We start from the raw sequence: 15,290 nt of genomic DNA, 5'->3' as shown, positions 1-15,290 counted from the left end.
AATATGACTGTTGCACTGGAAACCATTCGTTCGCTGCGGGCGGTGACCCCGCAGAACACCATCATCGAAGCCCAGCACGTCGGCCAGCGCTTCACGGCCGACAACGGCACCGAACTCACCGTGTTCGACAACATATCGTTCAACCTGTACGAGGGCGAGATCGTGGCCATTCTGGGCCGTTCGGGTGCCGGCAAGTCCACATTCCTGCGTGCGCTGGCCGGACTGGTCAAGCCGACCAGCGGCACGGTCAAGTATCGCGGCAAGGCCCTGACCGGCCCGAATCCCGGCATCGCACTCGTGTTCCAGACCTTCGCGCTGATGCCGTGGCTCACCGTGCAAGACAATGTGGAACTCGGTCTGAAGGCGCGCGGCGTACCACGTGCGGAACGCACCAAACTGGCTCTGGATGCCATCGACATGATCGGCCTGGACGGCTTCGAATCGGCGTATCCGAAGGAACTGTCTGGCGGCATGAGGCAGCGCGTGGGCATTGCACGCGCCTTGGTGCTGCGGCCGGACGCGCTGTTCATGGATGAGCCGTTCTCCGCTCTGGACGTGCTGACCGCCGAAAACCTGCGTCAGGAAGTGCTCAAGCTGTGGTCGAGCGAACAGCGCAGCATCAAGTCGGTGCTTATGGTCACGCATAACATCGAGGAAGCCGTGGAGATGGCCGACCGAGTGGTGGTGTTGGGCTCGCACCCGGGGCATCTGATTGCCGATGTGCGGGTTGATCTGCAGCGCCCGCGCGACCGTCACAGTGTCGAATTCGAGGCGATGGTGGACCGACTGTACGCGATTTTGACCGGACAGGCCTCGCAGCCTACGCAACAAGCCGAGGCTTTATCGCCATCGGCATCGCTCACGAACGCACCCGTCACGGACGCATCTGTCACGGACGCATCAGACCTTCAGCCCGCCAAGACCATCGAGAAAATCAAGGAGCATCCGCTGCCCAACGCCACGCCGGGCGGGCTTGCCGGTCTGCTGGATGTGGTTGCCGAGCATCCTCACGGCATCGACTTGGCAGATTTGGCCTCGGCTCTTTCGTTCGAGGTGGACGACCTGTTCCCGCTGGTGGATGCCGGTACGATGCTGCGCGTCATCGTGGTACGCGACGGCCATGTGCAGATCACCGAGGCGGGCGACTCCTGGCATAAGGCGGACATTCTGCGCGCCAAGCAGGTGTTCGCCTCACTGGCGATGGAACACGCGCCGCTGGTGCACAACATTGAGCATGCACTGCGGAAGTCTGCGGAAGGCAAGCTCCGCGGCGAGCTCATGCTGGACCTGCTGCGCGCCCGTTACGCCAACGACGAGGCGCATCAGCAGTTCGCCATCGCCGTGGAGTGGGGCCGTTACGGCGAACTCTTCGATTACGATGCCGATGACGATCTGCTGAGCTTGGATGAGGCGAATAAGGGCGAATAAGCGAATCAGCCACGTGAGTTGGCTAGAAAGCGCCTTTATGTCTGCAAACAGATGCCGAAGCGGAATATGACCATTCGACTCATCTGACCGACAGCAATCCGTATATGCAAAGTGCCCGGCATCCGAAGATGTCGGGCACTAGTCGTGAGAGAGACTCCCCTCAGTCAGCTACACTGACAGCTCCTCTCACCCGAGGGGAGCCAGAGGAATGAATCAGAACTCGCGCCGTGAATGGTCGCCAGACCATTCACCCGACAGCACAGCTGCAGTCGCGCGAATCGCAAATTCTGACCGAGCAAAGCGAATCAGAACTCGCGCCATGGACGGTCGCCAGACCGACCATCAAACAACACAGCGCGGCGCGCCAACCGCGAGTTCTGATTGAAGCGACGCAGGAGCGGAGATCAGAATTCGCGGTTGGCGCGGTAGAACTTGATCAGGCTCTGGGTGGAGGCGTCCTGGGCGGCGAGGGCGTCGTCGTCCTGGGAGATGGCCGGGGTGATCTGCTTGGCCAGCTGCTTGCCGAGCTCGACGCCCCACTGATCGTAGGAGTCGAGGCCCCAGACGGTGCCTTCAACGAAGGTGATGTGCTCGTACAGGGCGATCAGCTCGCCGACGGCGAATGGGGTCAGGGCCACGCCGAAGATGGAGGTGGTCGGACGGTTACCGGTGAACACGCGGGCCGGGACGATCTCCTCCGGGGTGCCTTCGGCGCGCACTTCGTCGGCGGTCTTGCCGAATGCCAGAGCCTTGGTCTGAGCGAAGTAGTTGCCCAGGAACAGCTCGTGCACGTCCTGGTCGCTGTCCTTGGTCGGGTTCGGGGTGTTGACGAACGCGATGAAGTCGGCCGGGATGAGCTGGGTGCCCTGGTGGATCAGCTGGTAGAAGGCGTGCTGGCCGTTGGTGCCAGGCTCGCCCCAGAAGATCTCGCCGGTCTCGGAGGTGACGGGGGTGCCGTCCCAACGCACGGACTTGCCGTTGGACTCCATGGTCAGCTGCTGCAGGTAGGCCGGGAAGCGGTGCAGGTACTGGTCGTACGGCAGCACGGCGTGGGAGGCGACCTTGAAGAAGTTGCGGTACCAGACGTTCAGCATACCGAGCAGCACCACGACGTTCTTCTCGAACGGGGTGTTGGCGAAGTATTCATCGATCTCGTGGAAGCCGTGCAGGAACTCCTCGAAACGAGCCGGGCCGAAGACGACGGCCAGAGAGGTGCCGACGGCGGAGTCGACGGAGTAACGGCCGCCGACCCAGTTCCAGAAGCCGAACGCGTTGTTCGGGTCGATGCCGAATTCGGCGACCTTCTCCAGGTTGGTGGAGACGGCGACGAAGTGCTTCTTGATGGCTTCGGCGTTCTTCTCGTCGGAGCCGTCGATGGCGCCCTTGGCCTTGAGCTCTTCGAGCAGCCAGGTGCGGGCTTCACGGGCGTTGGTCAGGGTTTCCAGGGTGGTGAAGGTCTTGGAAACGATGATGAACAGGGTGGTCTCCGGGTCGAGGCCCTTGGTCTTCTCGGCCAGGTCGTTCGGGTCGATGTTGGAGATGTAGCGGGCGGAGATGCCGGCGTCAGCGTACGGCTTGAGGGCTTCGTACACCATGACGGGGCCCAGGTCGGAGCCGCCGATGCCGATGTTGACCACGGTCTCGATCTTCTTGCCGGTTACACCGGTCCACTCGCCGGAACGGACCTTGTCGGCGAAGGCGTAGATGCGGTCGAGCACCTCGCGCACGTCTTTGACGGTGTCCTGACCGTCGACGATGTACTTGCCTTCATCCTCGACCGGGCGACGCAGCGCGGTGTGCAGCACGGCGCGATCTTCGGTGTTGTTGATGTGCACACCGGTGTACATAGCCTTGGTGCGCTCATCGAGCTTGACGGCCTTGGCAAGGTCGGCAAACAGCTGGAGGGTTTCCGGCTTGATCAGGTTCTTGGACAGATCGAAGTGCAGGTCGCCGGCGTCGAAGGACAGCTTCTCGACGCGCTCGGCGTCCTCGGCGAACCACTTCTTGAGGCTCACGCCTTCGGCCTGAAGCTCGTCATAGTGCTTCTGCAGGGCAGCCCACTCAGGGGTCTGGGTGGCGTCAACGGGCGGATTGATGGCCATAGGATTCCATTCCTTTCATCAGTGACTGGAGCGCCTTCGCTCACGGCTCGGATGCGCTCCGTATCACCAAACAGAATACTCACAAATTCGGACATGAACAGAACAAAAATCAGTCAGCGATGTCGGATTGCCATCGTTTGCATTATCGAACAGTTCGTGGCGCGGCACAACCGTCATCTTCAACCGAGCGGTCGCGACACAACCGCCAAGCCGCCGATTGGACTTTTCGCGGAGATGTCTTATACTTAATTTCTTGTGCGCGGCTGGCGAAATGCCTTTCGCGAGCCAAGCCACTTTAGCTCAGTCGGTAGAGCGGCTCACTCGTAATGAGCAGGTCGTCAGTTCGATTCTGACAAGTGGCTCGGATGCCCTAGGCTGGCTGGTCTGTAATGGCTGTCCGGCCTAGGGTTTTGCATATCTTCCACACCTGTGGAAACGCGGATATGCACGCGCGAGTGGCGGAATTGGTAGACGCGCAGGATTTAGGTTCCTGTGTCTTTGACGTGTGGGTTCAAGTCCCATCTCGCGCACCGGCTTGAGCCTCCTGGAAGCATTGAATCGCCAATGATTCCGGGAGGCTCTTCGTATATGCGTGAGGCAATTGCAAGCCCTTGCGGACGCCTCTACATATGGCAATGCCAAGGCGGCAAATATAATGGTCACAGCATTGTGGGTCTGAGCCTGTGCGCCATGAGCCTGTGTGAGCCAAGGAGAGAAGTGTATGTCCGCCATTCTTACGCCGGTTGGTCTGTTGCTGATCGTTCTCGCCGGTTATCTGTTCAAGCGGTTTGGCCTGTTCGGGCAGAAGGATTATCGTGTGTTGCAGACCGCGGAATTCAATATCGTGCTGCCCGGTGCCATCGTATACTCGTTCGCCACCAATCCTCATGACATCTCACTGCTGCTTATTTCGGTATTCGCATTCCTGTTTGCCTTTATCCCGATCATGTTCATCTTTCTGGCCACCCGCAAGCGCAATGTGACCGACCGAGCCTTCCTGATGCTCAACGGCGCCGGCTTCAATCTCGGCTGTTTTTCTTTTCCGGTCGTCCAGTCATTCTGGGGTGCGGGCGCGGTGGTGCCGGCTGCGATGTTCGATATCGGCAACTGCGTGATGGTGGCCGCCGGCACCAATGTGCTCACCCAGCAACTGCTGCATATTCAGCCCGGCAAAACACTTGCCGAGCAACACGCCGATTCGGCGCCCACCTTGCCGTACGAAAAGCCCAAGGATCGCGACGCCAAACGGCCTGCCCGCCGCGCATTGCTGCGCACCATCGGCAAGAGCTTCTTCGGCTCGGTGCCGTTCGACACGTATCTGCTCATGATTGCGTTGACCGTCGCCAACGTGAAGATTCCCAATTGGATCGCCTCTATGACCCAACCGTTGAGCGGTGCCAACGCGCTGGTGTCGATGCTGATGGTGGGTATGCTCATGGACCTGCCTCAATCCAAGCATGACGTGAAGGAAGTCATGGCCGTCATCGCTTGGCGTATACCGTTCAGCGTCGCCTTCGCGTTGATCTCGTGGTTCCTGCTGCCGTTCTCGGCTTCGATTCGCGCCGTGATGGTGATTTGCGCGTTGTCTCCAATCGCCATTTTCTCCACGCTGTTCACCGACAAAGTACTCGGCAACGCCAAACTGGCTGGCTTCTCACTGGCAATCACCGCGATGATTTCACTGGCGATGATGGCTGTGGCTCATGCGCTGATGGGCGTGTGAGCAAATGCGCAAGTAGGCACACGGCGGGCGCACGGTCAGACGAGACGCAGCCCACATAGGTTCGTCCCCCGACCGCCAGTTGCTACCGATGCAGCAGCTTGTGCGCCAGATTGCTCACGCCGAAGCGGAACTTATCCACCGGCAACGTGAATTTGCCTACCATCTGCTCGACGTAGCCGTTAAAGCCCTGCTTGAATTCCAGCACGCCGCGGCCCTCGTCGTTCGGATCGTCGAACACGCCGGAAATGCCGTAGAAGTTGTAGCGGCTCACACCCTGTTCCACACACAGGTGCAGCATCGCTTCGTACTGAATCAGCGCCGAGGCATAGAACGGCTTGTACTCCTCCAACGAACCGGAATACTGATAGACCACCTCATTAGGGTGACTGACGAACATTGAAGCCGCTGCCGGCAGCACATCGCCCTTCTTGGCATATCCCTCCACCTCAGCCAGACGCTTGTCGGCGGCCGCGAGATTGCGCGATTCCTCCCCCAGCTGACGTTCGATGCGCGTGGTCGGACGTTCATCGTATTTCGCCTGCAGCTGCGCGACCTTAGTCTGCAATGCCTCGCGCTTGGCGGTCATATCCGCCACATATTCGGCGATGTGGATTTCCGCGAGCATGAAATGCGCATCCGCGCCATACGCCTGCTTGAACTGGCGGAAATAGTCCGCGCCGCGCGTCGCGAACCCGCGGCGTTCACCGGTCCGCCGTTCGATATCGGCGAACACGTCGAACTCGTCGGGGCCGATTTCGCGAACGTGCACACCCATCGACTGCGCCCGCTTGACGCTCCATTGAGCGCGTTTGCCGAATGATGCCAGCAGTTCCTTGCCGTTGGTGATGCCGGTGAGATCCTTGACGTACATCCACTGGCAAACCACGTCATAACCGGTATGGAATCCGCCATGCGCCCAGCCTGCATCGGCGAATCCGGTCAGCAGTGCATCGTTCGGCTCGCCGTCGGGCTGTCCGTCCGAGGAATACAGACGGTAGGCGACGTTAGGCCAGCATGCCACGGAAACAGCATGGTGGCGACGGGCCGATTCACGAATCGCCTCGGTCATGGTCCATAGCAGAGCCGGATCATCGCTAATGCCGATGGGGCCGAAATATACGGAGCCATCTGCACCGAAACGACCATTGAGGTACAGAATCACGCAGCCGGTTACCAGATTGCCGGATGCGTCGAACACGCCAACGCATTCGGCTTCATGCCCACGAATCTTGGCAAGACGGACCTGCCCGGACCATTGCTGGAAGCTGCCCTGGCTTGTAGCTTCGGAAAGCCGGTCGAGCTCTTCGGGCGTAATCACGCCAAACGTATACGTCGTATCTGTTCGATTCACAGTCGCGCTCATCTCGTCGTCACCTGTGCCTTATTTCTGTGTCCGTGCTCGCCACTGTTTGTCAGCGATGCAGCAGCTTGTGTGCGGCTTCGGATACACCGAAGCGCAGTCCGTCCACCGGCAGCGTGAACTTGCCCGGAAGCTCTTCCACGAATCCGCCGAAGCGAGTCTTGAACTGCCAGACGCCGTAGGAAGGATCGTTGGCGTCGAAAATGCCGGAAATGCCATAGAAGTTGAAGCGCTCCACGCCACGGGCGATGCAGTCAAGCATCGCCTCGAAGTGGATTAGGGAAGACGGGTAGTAATCCATGAAACGATCGTCCTCGCCGCTGGACAGGCAGACGACCTCGTTCGGATGCCAGAAGTAGACACCGGCTTCCACCGGAATGACCGGGCCGTCCGAGGCGATGATGCCATTGACTTCGCCGATGGTCTTTTCCAGCGCCGCAATCTTCTTGTCTGCGGTGGCGATGCGCTTTTCCAGCGTTGCCGGGTCGGAGGCACCCTTCTTGGCCGTACCTTCCGGCTGCTGTTGCGCGCGCTGGAGCAGGCGTTCGAGGTTGCGCTTGTCTTTGGAGGCCGCATTCAGCTTGGATTGCAGGGTGTCCAGATATTCGTCGAAATGGGTTTCGACCACCTTGAACTCGATCAGGTCGCCGAAGGTATCGAACAGACGCTCATAGTAGGCCAGATCGCGGCTCTTGAAGCCTTGACGTGCGGCGCTCATATCGCACAGCTTGACGAAAGTGCTCAGTTCGCCGCGTTCCAGTCGGCGCACGCGCAGACCGGAATCCTGGGCGATGCGGATGTTCTTACGGCGGTACTTGGAGAACGAGGCCAGCAGTTCCTTCTCGTTATGAATGCCGTCAAGCCCCTTGACGAAGTTCCAGCGGTTCACCACGGATTCGTAGCCCACGGTGAAGCCGCCATGTTTCCAACCGAATCGGGCCATGTTGTCCATCATCGTGGTGTCCGGGTCGCTGGTCGGCTTGCCGTCCAGATCATGCAGACGGTAGACTGCGGCCGGCCAGCAGGATACGCTGATGGCGTGATGGGCCTTGGCCGAACGACGCAGGGCTTCGGTCATCGCCTCAACCACTTGTGGATTGTCATAATCGCACAGCGGTCCGCACCAGACCGAGCCTTCCAAACCGAAACGGGACCGCGTGTACACCACGTAGCAGGCGGCAATCAGCTTGTCACCGCGCTTGACACCCACATAGTCCACCGGACCGTTGAACGCACCCATGGCGGCCATCTGCGAGGTCTGCTGGAAACTACCTTGCACTTGAGCTGCGGAGAACGCATCCAGCTCGGCAGGAGTGATCTTGGTAGGGGTGAGCGAGGCGACGCCTGCATCGGATTGCGTCATAATCGAACCTTCTTACTTGTCGTTACTCTGATCGTTACTCTGGGCTCTGGAACGGCCTGCGTGCTGCGTCCGTTTACCGCGACAGCAGCTTGTGCGCAAATTGCTTCATGACATAGGCGACCGGTTTGACCGGCAGTACGAACTCGCCCGGAAGTTCCTCGACATATCCGTTGAAGCCCTGCTTGAACTCCAGTACACCACGACCCTCGTCATCGGGATCATCAAAGACGCCGTCGATGCCGTAGAAGTTGTAGCGAGACAGCCCGTGTTCCACGCAGAAATGCAGCATCGCGTCATGCTGAATCAGCGCGGAGGCGTAGAAGGGCTTGTACCGCTCGACGCTACCGGAGAACAGGTAGATGACCTCGCGCGGATGCTCCACGAATAGTGATGCCGCAGCCGGCAGTACATCCCCGTCTTTGGCGAACTCGGCCGCCTCGTTCAGGCGTTTTTCGGCTGCCGCCAGATTGCGGGTTTCCTCCCCCAGCTGACGTTCGGTTTTGGTGGTGGGACGTTCGGCGTTTTTGGCGGTCAATGCCGCCACCTTGGCCAAAAGCGCTTCACGCTTGGCCGTCATGTCCGCCATGTATTCGTCGATGCGGATCTCGGCAACCATAAAATGCGCTTTGCTGCCGAACGCTTCCTTGAAACGGTGGAAATACGCTTCGCCACGGTATTCGAAGCTACGGCGTTCGGCGGTTTGCCGCTCGATTCGTGCGAATACCCCCAGCTCGTCGTCCGACAGCTCACGCACGTGCACACCCATCGATTGGGCACGCTTCACGCTCCACTGGGTGCGCTTATCATAGGACTTCAGCAGACTTTTCTCATCGGTAATACCAGTCAGATCCTTGAGGTAGCGCCAACGCGGAACCGCCGTGTAGCCCACGGTGAAACCGCCATGAGTGAAGCCGATCGCCTCGAGCTGTTCTATCAGCTTATTATCGGGAGCGCCATTCTGGTCATCCGGCAAAGAAGCTCCATTGGTGTCGCGAAGCCGATATGGGGATTCAGGGGTGATCTCCAGCTGTGAAGCACCCTCTGCCTTGGCATGGCGTTTCAGCGCATCCATGAAGAAGGTCAATGCTTCGGTGTCGTGATAGTCGCACATCGGGCCATCATGGATGGCCGCAAATATAGAGAATCGAGAGCGGTGAGTTTCGAACAGTGCCGCCGCGACGATCTTCTCGCCCTCCTTGAGGGCCAGATATTCGACGTCGATCCCGTGCGCGGCGCGAAGGCGTCCCATCGCCGAGGTTTGTTGGAAATTGCCTTGTGGATGCCTGGCGGAGAAATCATCGAACTCTTCGTCTGTCAACTTCACCAGCACAAAATCACGCATGCTTCCCTTTGCCTCCGAGTCGATCAGGCTCACCATGCTAGCATAACGCGCACACGACGAATGGCGTCCGAGCAGATGAGGTGTGCACATCGTTCGCACTATTGCCGCCACGATGGTCCAAAGAACAATGGCCCAAAGATGATGAACGTCTGGCTTGCACTGAATCAAACGCAGTGCTATATTCTCTACTTAGCTCTTGAAGCCACGCCACCTTAGCTCAGTGGTAGAGCATCCCCCTCGTTCGTGGGAAGGTCGGTAGTTCGATTCTATCGGGTGGCTCTTGTTCATCAAGAAGGCCGATGCACTAAGCGCCGGCCTTTTTTCGTATCGCCCTTGCTCGGTCATAGGCGCTTGCTAGACACTCGCCCGATTCGGGGGCTGAGTGCTGAGCCGCGACTCAACTGTGGCTTAGTCGCGACTTAGTGCAGCAGTGCCTCGATAGCGGGGACCAAGGCTTTCAGCGCCTTGCCTCGGTGGGAAATCGCATTCTTCTCGGCCGGAGTCATTTCGGCGCTGGTCAGCGGCTCGCCTTCATGGTCAGGCTCAGTGCTGACGCGACCGGCAGGCTGGTCGTCCGGGACGAACAGCGGATCGTAACCGAAACCGTGTTCGCCACGAGCCTCACGGATGATACGACCTGGCATGTCGCCGAGTTCCACTGTCTCCGACTTGATGGCGTACCGGGCATGCACCGGGGCAGGGCTCCCATCGGCAGCCGTGGTGTGAACGGTGATGCCGCCGGCAGCCACTCCACCGGTCACGTCGGCACCGGCCTCGGTGTCCGGGACCACCAGCGCGGCGGCGCAACGGAAGCGCGCGGTACGCTTGTCATCCGGAATATCTCCGATTTGGGCGAGCAGCAGCGCATTATTGGCCTTGTCGTGGCCGTGAGCACCCGCCCAGCGAGCAGACAGAATGCCCGGAGCGTTACCCATCACATCGACGATGAGACCTGAATCATCCGCGACAGCGGGCAGACCGGTACGGATGGCCACGGCGCGGGCCTTGAGCAGCGCGTTCTCCTGGAAGGTGACGCCGGTTTCCACCGGGTCCGGCAGGTGAAGGCTGCCAGCGGACACCAGTTCGATGTTTTCGGCATCCACGCCAAGATTCTCTTCGAGAATGCGGCGGATTTCCACAAGCTTGCCTTCGTTATGGGTTGCGACGACGATTTGCATGGATTCTCCTTTAAGAAGGCTCCCCTTGGCAGGGGAGCTGGCTTAGTCTAAAGACAGAGCGGCACGCTGGGCGGCTTGCAGTTCCTTGTTGCCCTTTTCGGCCAAGTCAAGCAGGGTGCCGAGTTCGGCACGGTTGAACGGACGGTGTTCTGCGGTGCCCTGAATCTCGATGAAGGTGCCGGAACCGGTCATGGCCACGTTCATGTCGGTCATGGCCTGACTGTCTTCAATGTATGGCAGGTCAAGCATCGGAGTGCCGTTAATCACGCCCACCGATACGGCGGACACATAGTCCTTAAGCACGCGGCTGGCGGACTTGATATGGCGGTGCTTCTCCGCCCAATTGACTGCGTCGACCAAAGCCACGTACGCACCGGTTACGGAAGCCGTGCGAGTGCCGCCATCGGCCTGAAGCACATCGCAGTCAAGCTGAATCTGATTTTCGCCGAGCGCCTTCATATCGATGACGCCACGCAGGCAGCGGCCAATCAGTCGGCTGATTTCGTGGGTACGGCCACCGATTTTGCCACGTACGGATTCACGGTCGGTGCGTTCGGCGGTGGCACGCGGCAGCATCGAGTATTCGGCGGTGACCCAGCCGAGGCCGGAGTCCTTGCGCCAACGCGGCACACCGGGGGTAAAAGTGGCGGTGCACATCACGCGCGTGTTACCGCATTCGATGAGCACGGAGCCTTCGGGGGCGTCGGTGAAGTGGCGGGTGATGCGCACGGGGCGCAGTTCGTCGACCTTGCGGCCGTCGGCACGAATTATTTGGTGATTGCCAAGCATGTCTTTGATTTCAACCATGCGCCCCAGCATACGCCATCCGCTCTATGCCTGGATAGCAACTCGTCAACCATCATCAAACTCCAGCGCAATGTCATTCCCTGCTTACATATCCATCCCATGACACTTGGATGCACGCCACTATTTTCTTATGCACCACTCGCTTACAGAGTCAATGCCTGCGTACCTGATGAGGATCGGGAGAGATCGTCCGCTGGAATAAGAATGCCATATTCCATGAAATCTTGGTTGAATTGCTTGCGCTGCATAGCGTTGAGTTCGTAATCGATTAACGGCAAATATGTATAGTCCATGTCAGGCAACGGCTCTTCATATCGATGAAGCACGTGCATAATTGCCGCGCTCGGCAGTGGGGACCACCATCCATCCAAGCCATACCGGTACGGAGGAACCAATGTCAAGCGTCTGTTCCTTGGGTTGATATCCCAACGCAGAAAATGGTATAAACCAGCGAGAAACGCAATCCAGCACGCATCGTTCACCCGTGCAACCGCTCGGACGAACGATATACGTTGATGTTGAACATTTCGAGCATGAATCAGATTGACGCAGAGCATCTTCAACGTAGACCAGGTCGCTCCGCTTTCTATTGCATCGAAATCAGGAGGCCTACGCAGTTGCGCCAACAACATGTGCAATTCGTCTTCCGGAATCGTTTGCGAGGGGGCCACGGCTTCTAGGTGAAGACCAAAACCAGCCCGCTCAAGCCCCTCGGCCAAAACATCAAACAACATACCTCTTTGCCCACGCAATACGCGACCAATTGCAGACCGATCCAAACCAGTGCGCTGTGCAAGCTCATAGGCATTCCAACCAGTCTGCGACATCACTTCATTCAGCACAGCCGCACACGAATTAACAGGGCAACCAGATACCACACCGTGATGCACGACATCGTACTGTTCTAACGCTCGATGCTCTACAGCGCGCCGCTCTGATACGTCATCGTTGCCCGCCGCGTTCTCATCATTGAGAGTTTCACTCATCGAAGTCACCTTGCCTCGGCCGATTTCCCGGTCATTTCATCAAACCGCAATCATCATATCCCACAATCCCATGACGATACGATTCGTCATATCCCACAATTCAGAGACGGTATGATTCGTATCGCATCAGTTCACACGATTCTTCAACGATTGCTCCGCAAACGATTGCTCCGCACGCATCACGGCATTCTACCGGCAGAATATTCCTCCCAATCAGCCCAACGCAACATCACACGCAACATCACACGCAACATCACACGCAATACCCCCTCACGCAACACTGCGCCATCTCTGTAACATCACCGACAACACGGCAATCCCACAACGTCTCGGTGCAATATCCTCTGAAATGGTTTGGTTTTTCACTCCACCTCGTCGGCATCCTGACCAGGATAGGAATATGTGTCGTTCCGCACCATGTACAAAACGTTGTCAACTGACAACGTTCTTCAAATCAATTGGATAAGACAAATGGCCATTTCCCGCCAATTCATCTGAATCAAGACGTTGTCAACTGACAACAAAATGTACATTGCAACAGCATGCACATATACATATTTCCCCGGTGAGCAGTAGCCCCCCCCCAAAAAAAACAAGGGGGCCACCCTCAGCTGGAACCACGTCCGGCGAACCGGGACGCAGTTCAGCCGAGGGGACGCGGCCAATACAGCCCCGGGACACAGCCACAGGGGGGGGGGTGCAAACACGGGGGTGCGACCGGGGTTGGATCTCCCCGCCTCGGCGGCGACCACAGGAGTGCGGCCAACACACAGAGGGGCACAGACAGAGGGAAGAGTAGCCAATGTAACCAAAGGGATGCGGCCAGTGAGATACGGTCAGAGGACTTTGGTCTCTGTGGTCGAACCGTTAAGCGGACAGCCCAGTGGGCCGTCCGTAGGTAAGGGGAGCAGCTATGCTGCGACGGATTCCTATGGAGACGGAAGTTCTCGTCAGAGAACCTGAGTCTCCGTAGGAATCACGGGCTCGCCCTTCATCAGGCTTTGTGCGGTGATGGGCAGTTCGGACAACGCCTTGGCGCGGTAGTCGTGGGCGGCCATGATGGCGTCATGGCCCTGCCATTGCGCATCGATATGGCCGTGGTCCACGAAATCGACCAGCAGGTTCTTCCATGTCGGTTCGGGCGTGAAACCGTCCAGCTTCTCTTCCGAGCCGGAAATCACGTGTTCGGCTTCGGCTAGCGCGTATTCGTAGGAGCGGAATGCCAACTTGCGACCGGGCACTGTGGCCTTGTCCTTGGACTTCTTCATGACCGGAACCATCGTGCCGTCAGCGCCTTCACGTTCGGTGAGCTTGTACACCATCGCACAAGTGGGAGCACCGGAGCCGGTGACCAGCATGGTGCCCACGCCATAGGAGTCGACCGGCGCGGTCTGCAATGCGGCGAGCGCGTACTCATCCAAATCGTTGGTCACGGTAATGGTGGTGTTCGTGGCACCCAGGGCGTCCAACTGGTTGCGCACACGCTGGGCCATGGCGGCTAGGTCGCCGGAGTCGATGCGCACGCCACCCAGTTCGGGACCGGCCACTTCGACGGCGGTTTTCACGGCTTCCTCGATGTTGTAGGTGTCCACCAGCAGCGTGGTGTTCTTGCCCAAAGCCTCGATCTGCGATTCGAAGGCGTCACGCTCGGAATCATGCACCAACGTGAAGCAATGCGCGGCGGTGCCAATGGCCTTCAGACCATACAGCTGGGCGGCCAGCAGATTGGCGGTACCCTTGAATCCGCCCACTACGGCGGCTCGAGCGGCGGCCACGGCGGCCCACTCGTTAGTGCGGCGTCCGCCCATATCCATGCAAGGGCGATCCTTGGCTGCCGACGCCATACGTGAGGCGGCGGAGGCCACTGCGGAATCGTAGTTCAGCACGGATAGAATCAACGTCTCCAGTAGCGTGCATTCGCCGAACGTGCCTTCGACCTGCAAAATCGGGGAGTTCGGGAAGAACATCTCACCTTCGCGGTAACCGCGAATCGTACCGGAGAAGTGGAAGTTCTCCAGCCACTTGATGGTCTCGGGGCTTACCACGTGACGGTCGGCCAGGAACTTCAGGTCCGTTTCGTCCAAGTGGAAATGTTCCAGCGCATCCAGAATGCGGCCGGTGCCGGCCACCACGCCATAGCGACGGCCTTCGGGCAGGCGACGCGTGAACACCTCGAAGACGCACTTGCGGTCGGCGGTACCGTCTTTCAGGGCGGCGTCGAGCATCGTGTATTCATACATGTCGGTCATCAGAGCCGGCGAATAATCGACCATTGCAAGGCCTTTCCTACATAAGTGGTGAAGTTGCACCTAAGTGTAGTCCGGGCAAAGCCATACAGCCCACTGGCGAAGCGGTAGACTCGATGCATGAGATTCATCGTGGTGTTGTGGCGCTTTGCGATCGCCGGTTTCTGCTTCGTGGGCACATATGAGGCATGGTCCAAACCACAGTTCTGGGTGTATTTCACGTTCCAGACCGGTTTCGTGCTGGGCATCGTGATGCTGTGGTCCGGCGCGGCCACACTGCTCAAAGGCATTCAGCCGCCCGCATGGCTTAAGGGGTGTCTGACTGTGTACGCCACAGTCACCGCACTGGTGGCGTTCTTCCTGATGCCTCCGGACGACCCGGCATACGTGCCACAGGTTATTGGCATCATGACCAATACGATGCTGCACAAAATCGCCCCGATTATGGCGGTTATCGATTTCGTGCTATTCGATCCGCACCGGCGTTTCCGCTGGCATTACATGTTCTCGTGGCTGGCGTATTTCCCTGCATACTTGGTCTTCGTGCTGGCCCGTGCGGCGATTTGGCCGGGTTCCGGACCGGCGGCCGGCGGCAGTCCGTATCCGTACGACTTCATCGACCTCGACGCACTCGGCTGGCAAGGGTTCGGCATTAGCTGCGGCAAGCTGGCCATGGCGTTCTTCGTGATATCGCTCGTTGTCTGGCTGCTCGACCGCGCACTGCCGAGCAAGGCCTTACTCGGATAGACGCGCCC

The 15,290-nt window shown here is 58.8% G+C and carries 11 protein-coding genes and 3 tRNA genes; 6 read left to right on the top strand and 8 right to left on the bottom strand.

Translation table 11 applies throughout. From position 1 onward, the window contains the following. Window positions 1-3: 3 nt before the first annotated feature. Window positions 4-1,428, top strand: coding sequence for a nitrate/sulfonate/bicarbonate ABC transporter ATP-binding protein (locus MMB48_RS02135; protein WP_032744649.1), 1,425 nt, complete (start codon window positions 4-6; stop codon window positions 1,426-1,428). A 404-nt stretch (window positions 1,429-1,832) separates the two neighbouring features. Here MMB48_RS02135 and pgi read toward each other — a convergent pair whose 3' ends face one another. Next, entirely contained in the window at window positions 1,833-3,530 is a 1,698-nt protein-coding gene (gene pgi, locus MMB48_RS02130) for a glucose-6-phosphate isomerase (RefSeq protein WP_032744648.1), read from the bottom strand. Between the two features lie 289 nt (window positions 3,531-3,819). Here pgi and MMB48_RS02125 point away from each other — a divergent pair. The 3 genes from MMB48_RS02125 (at window position 3,820) to MMB48_RS02115 (ending at window position 5,253) form a co-directional block, all read left to right on the top strand. Then, a tRNA-Thr gene (locus tag MMB48_RS02125) sits at window positions 3,820-3,892 on the top strand. An 87-nt stretch (window positions 3,893-3,979) separates the two neighbouring features. Continuing rightward, window positions 3,980-4,060, top strand: a tRNA-Leu gene (locus MMB48_RS02120). Between the two features lie 191 nt (window positions 4,061-4,251). Next, window positions 4,252-5,253 carry an AEC family transporter gene (locus MMB48_RS02115; RefSeq protein WP_032744647.1) on the top strand — a complete coding sequence of 334 codons (1,002 nt, stop codon included), beginning with the start codon at window positions 4,252-4,254 and terminating at the stop codon, window positions 5,251-5,253. Between the two features lie 82 nt (window positions 5,254-5,335). Here MMB48_RS02115 and MMB48_RS02110 read toward each other — a convergent pair whose 3' ends face one another. The 3 genes from MMB48_RS02110 to MMB48_RS02100 all read right to left on the bottom strand — a co-directional run bounded on the left by MMB48_RS02110 (window position 5,336) and on the right by MMB48_RS02100 (window position 9,318). After that, the gene (locus tag MMB48_RS02110; protein ID WP_032744645.1) at window positions 5,336-6,616 is read right to left on the bottom strand and encodes an aminoacyltransferase; all 1,281 of its coding nucleotides are present in this window, start codon (window positions 6,614-6,616) and stop codon (window positions 5,336-5,338) included. 49 nt (window positions 6,617-6,665) lie between these two features. Next, entirely contained in the window at window positions 6,666-7,976 is a 1,311-nt protein-coding gene (locus MMB48_RS02105; RefSeq protein WP_010081168.1) for an aminoacyltransferase, read from the bottom strand. A 73-nt stretch (window positions 7,977-8,049) separates the two neighbouring features. After that, window positions 8,050-9,318 (bottom strand): aminoacyltransferase, encoded by a 1,269-nt coding sequence (locus MMB48_RS02100; protein ID WP_032744644.1) that lies wholly within the window; start codon window positions 9,316-9,318, stop codon window positions 8,050-8,052. A 206-nt stretch (window positions 9,319-9,524) separates the two neighbouring features. Between MMB48_RS02100 and MMB48_RS02095 the strand changes: the two genes are divergently transcribed. Continuing rightward, window positions 9,525-9,597: transfer RNA gene (locus MMB48_RS02095), tRNA-Thr, on the top strand. A 140-nt stretch (window positions 9,598-9,737) separates the two neighbouring features. Here the strand turns inward: MMB48_RS02095 and MMB48_RS02090 are convergent. From MMB48_RS02090 to MMB48_RS02075, 4 genes are all read right to left on the bottom strand, one after another. Continuing rightward, a complete protein-coding gene (locus tag MMB48_RS02090) occupies window positions 9,738-10,496 on the bottom strand; it encodes a non-canonical purine NTP pyrophosphatase (protein ID WP_032744642.1) in 759 nt (252 codons plus the stop codon). Window positions 10,497-10,538: 42 nt separating this feature from the next. Further along, window positions 10,539-11,303 (bottom strand): ribonuclease PH, encoded by a 765-nt coding sequence (rph, locus tag MMB48_RS02085; RefSeq protein WP_007058292.1) that lies wholly within the window; start codon window positions 11,301-11,303, stop codon window positions 10,539-10,541. A 143-nt stretch (window positions 11,304-11,446) separates the two neighbouring features. Next, a complete protein-coding gene (locus tag MMB48_RS02080; RefSeq protein WP_032744640.1) occupies window positions 11,447-12,289 on the bottom strand; it encodes a helix-turn-helix domain-containing protein in 843 nt (280 codons plus the stop codon). 950 nt (window positions 12,290-13,239) lie between these two features. After that, window positions 13,240-14,562, bottom strand: a complete 1,323-nt coding sequence (locus MMB48_RS02075; RefSeq protein WP_032744639.1) for a nicotinate phosphoribosyltransferase — start codon at window positions 14,560-14,562, stop codon at window positions 13,240-13,242. A 93-nt stretch (window positions 14,563-14,655) separates the two neighbouring features. On the opposite strand from MMB48_RS02075, the gene MMB48_RS02070 reads away from it, so the two are divergent. Further along, window positions 14,656-15,282, top strand: a complete 627-nt coding sequence (locus MMB48_RS02070) for a Pr6Pr family membrane protein (protein ID WP_012576829.1) — start codon at window positions 14,656-14,658, stop codon at window positions 15,280-15,282. Window positions 15,283-15,290: the final 8 nt, after the last annotated feature.

The organism is Bifidobacterium sp. FKU, assembly GCF_026016385.1.
In the GTDB taxonomy this organism is placed as follows: domain Bacteria; phylum Actinomycetota; class Actinomycetes; order Actinomycetales; family Bifidobacteriaceae; genus Bifidobacterium; species Bifidobacterium infantis.
Note: the sequence above shows the minus strand (reverse complement) of the source record. Positions and strands in the feature narration are given on the sequence as shown.

Coding starts and splice junctions, on each gene's coding strand:
- MMB48_RS02135 (WP_032744649.1), top strand. CDS start 4: ATGACTGTTGCACTGGAAACCATTCGTTCGCTGCGGGCGGTGACCCCG.
- pgi (WP_032744648.1), bottom strand. CDS start 3,530: ATGGCCATCAATCCGCCCGTTGACGCCACCCAGACCCCTGAGTGGGCT.
- MMB48_RS02115 (WP_032744647.1), top strand. CDS start 4,252: ATGTCCGCCATTCTTACGCCGGTTGGTCTGTTGCTGATCGTTCTCGCC.
- MMB48_RS02110 (WP_032744645.1), bottom strand. CDS start 6,616: ATGAGCGCGACTGTGAATCGAACAGATACGACGTATACGTTTGGCGTG.
- MMB48_RS02105 (WP_010081168.1), bottom strand. CDS start 7,976: ATGACGCAATCCGATGCAGGCGTCGCCTCGCTCACCCCTACCAAGATC.
- MMB48_RS02100 (WP_032744644.1), bottom strand. CDS start 9,318: ATGCGTGATTTTGTGCTGGTGAAGTTGACAGACGAAGAGTTCGATGAT.
- MMB48_RS02090 (WP_032744642.1), bottom strand. CDS start 10,496: ATGCAAATCGTCGTCGCAACCCATAACGAAGGCAAGCTTGTGGAAATC.
- rph (WP_007058292.1), bottom strand. CDS start 11,303: ATGGTTGAAATCAAAGACATGCTTGGCAATCACCAAATAATTCGTGCC.
- MMB48_RS02080 (WP_032744640.1), bottom strand. CDS start 12,289: ATGAGTGAAACTCTCAATGATGAGAACGCGGCGGGCAACGATGACGTA.
- MMB48_RS02075 (WP_032744639.1), bottom strand. CDS start 14,562: ATGGTCGATTATTCGCCGGCTCTGATGACCGACATGTATGAATACACG.
- MMB48_RS02070 (WP_012576829.1), top strand. CDS start 14,656: ATGAGATTCATCGTGGTGTTGTGGCGCTTTGCGATCGCCGGTTTCTGC.